Source organism: Staphylococcus sp. HMSC069E10 (genome assembly GCF_001809205.1).
Taxonomy (GTDB): Bacteria; Bacillota; Bacilli; order Staphylococcales; family Staphylococcaceae; genus Staphylococcus; species Staphylococcus hominis.
In genome coordinates this window covers 1-2,301 of sequence record NZ_KV796500.1, presented here as the reverse complement: position 1 = coordinate 2,301, position 2,301 = coordinate 1, and the positions used below count along the sequence as shown (strand labels likewise).

1 protein-coding gene is annotated in these 2,301 nt (G+C 33.1%); it reads right to left on the bottom strand.

Annotated features, from left to right (window positions below; genetic code table 11):
- Positions 1-117: 117 nt before the first annotated feature.
- Positions 118-2,181: a heavy metal translocating P-type ATPase gene (locus HMPREF2561_RS10215; protein ID WP_037554224.1), complete on the bottom strand. Its 2,064-nt coding sequence runs from the start codon at positions 2,179-2,181 to the stop codon at positions 118-120.
- Positions 2,182-2,301 lie beyond the last annotated feature (120 nt).

Here is a 2,301-nt window from a genome sequence, read left to right as displayed (position 1 = left end):
TTTTTTGGTCATTAGTGTCTTTATCTTTTTCATCATTATTGGAGCAAGCTGATAATATTAGTAATGATCCTAATATCATAAAAAATAATTTTTTAATCATAATAAAACTCCTATCTTTTATTTTAATTTTAATGTAAAGGCATTAATCGCTACTATAACTGTACTTAAAGACATTAATATTGCTCCTACAGCTGGTGATAATATTAACCCGATAAAAGCTAATGCGCCAGCTGCTAAAGGTACAGCAACAATATTATAACCTGCACCCCACCATAAGTTTTGCACCATTTTTCTCATAGTATTATTTGAAAGGGTCAAGAAATGAATAATATCTGATGGATTACTTTTAACAAGTATGATATCACCTGAATCCACTGCAACATCTGTGCCTGCACCAATTGCTATACCAATATCGGCTCTTATAAGACTCGGCGCATCGTTGATACCGTCTCCGACCATCATGACTTTATTACCGTCACTTTGATAATCTTTTATAATGCTTTCCTTATCTTCTGGCATGAGTTGTGCGTGGACATCACTAATACCTAATTCTTTTGCGACAGCGTGTGCCACTTCATTATTGTCACCTGTAAGCATGACTGGTGTAATATGTCTTGATAGTAAATCAGCTACCATTTGTTTTGAACTTTCTTTAATTTGATCTCCTTGAGCAATCATGCCAATGACTTGTTGATCCTCAATTAAATAGCTGATTGAATTACCTTGTTGAGCTAATTTAGTAAACAAGTCATCGTCATAATTAAGTTTATGTTTATCAAGATAAGAGACATTTGTTATTTTATATGTTTTATTATCAATTAGACCTTCTAATCCGACACCTGGAATATTATTAACGTCTTGTGGATTAGTAAATGAAACATTTTTACTTTTCGCAAAATCAACAATACTTATAGCTAATGGGTGATTAGATTGACTTTCTAATGAGGCGAAAAGGCTTAATATTGTATCATTACTCAAATCATTTTTAAAGCTCTCATAATGATTCACAGAAAAGTTACCCTCAGTTAAAGTACCAGTTTTATCCATCATTACATAATCGATATGTTGAGCTATTTCTACAGATTCTCTATTTTTAATAATTAAACCATTATGTGCACCAATTGAAGTAGAACGTGCAGTGACTAAAGGTATTGCCAAGCCTAAAGCATGTGGACAAGCAATGACTAACACAGTTACAAGACGTTCTAATGCAAAATCAACATCATTTTGAATGAGCATCCAGACAATAAAAGAAATCACGCCAACACTTACAGCAAAGTAGAATAAATAACCCGCTACTTTATCAGATAACAATTCAGCACTAGATTTATCATTTTGTGCTTGATTAACAAGTCCCATAACTTGAGAAAGATATCCATCTTCTCCCACAGCTGTAACCTTGACTTGTATTGTTCCAGACCCATTAATAGAACCCCCGATGACGTTGTCATTTTGATTTTTTTGTACTTTTTTAGATTCTCCAGTGACTAGGGATTCATCTATAGATGTTTGTCCTTGAACGATAATACCATCTGTTGGAATGCTTTCTCCGGCTTTTACTTCGACGATATCATCAGTCATGATGTCTGATATTTTAACTTCTTCGCGTTGGCCATTATCCATAACTTTAATAGCACTATTAGGTAACAGTTCTGCCATTTTCTTTAAAGCATCTCCAGCATTTCCGACAGCATTCATTTCTATCCAATGTCCTAATAGCATAATTAAAATTAAGGTTGCTAATTCCCAAAAAAAGTCCATTGTATGACCAGTTGCACTACTAAAGTTATTCATATAAAAAGCATACAAGCTATAAATATAAGCTACTGAAATACCTAGAGCAACTAAGGTCATCATGCCTGGTTTTTTTGTAGCAATTTCATCTTTACCACCAGACAAGAACGGTTTACCACCATAAAAGAATAAAATTGTACTTAATATTAACACTACCCATTCAGAACCTGGAAATGTGAATTGAAAAGGTAAGTTAACGCCCATCATTGGCGATAAAAGAATGATAGGTATTGCAAAAATTAATGAAACAAAAAACTTAACTTTAAAATTTCCATGATGATGTGCATGGCCACTATGATGATGATGTGAGGCATGGTTATCATGATGCATTTGATTGGAATGATTCATGTGATTTTGATGATTATGCTCTTCACCATTATTCTTCAAATTAACCCCTCCCAATGAAAATGTTATAGTAAAGCTACTTATACTATAACATATACCCCCATAGGGTATAAATAGTTTCGATTTATCTCCATTTATGGATTTATTTATATCATTCTGAAA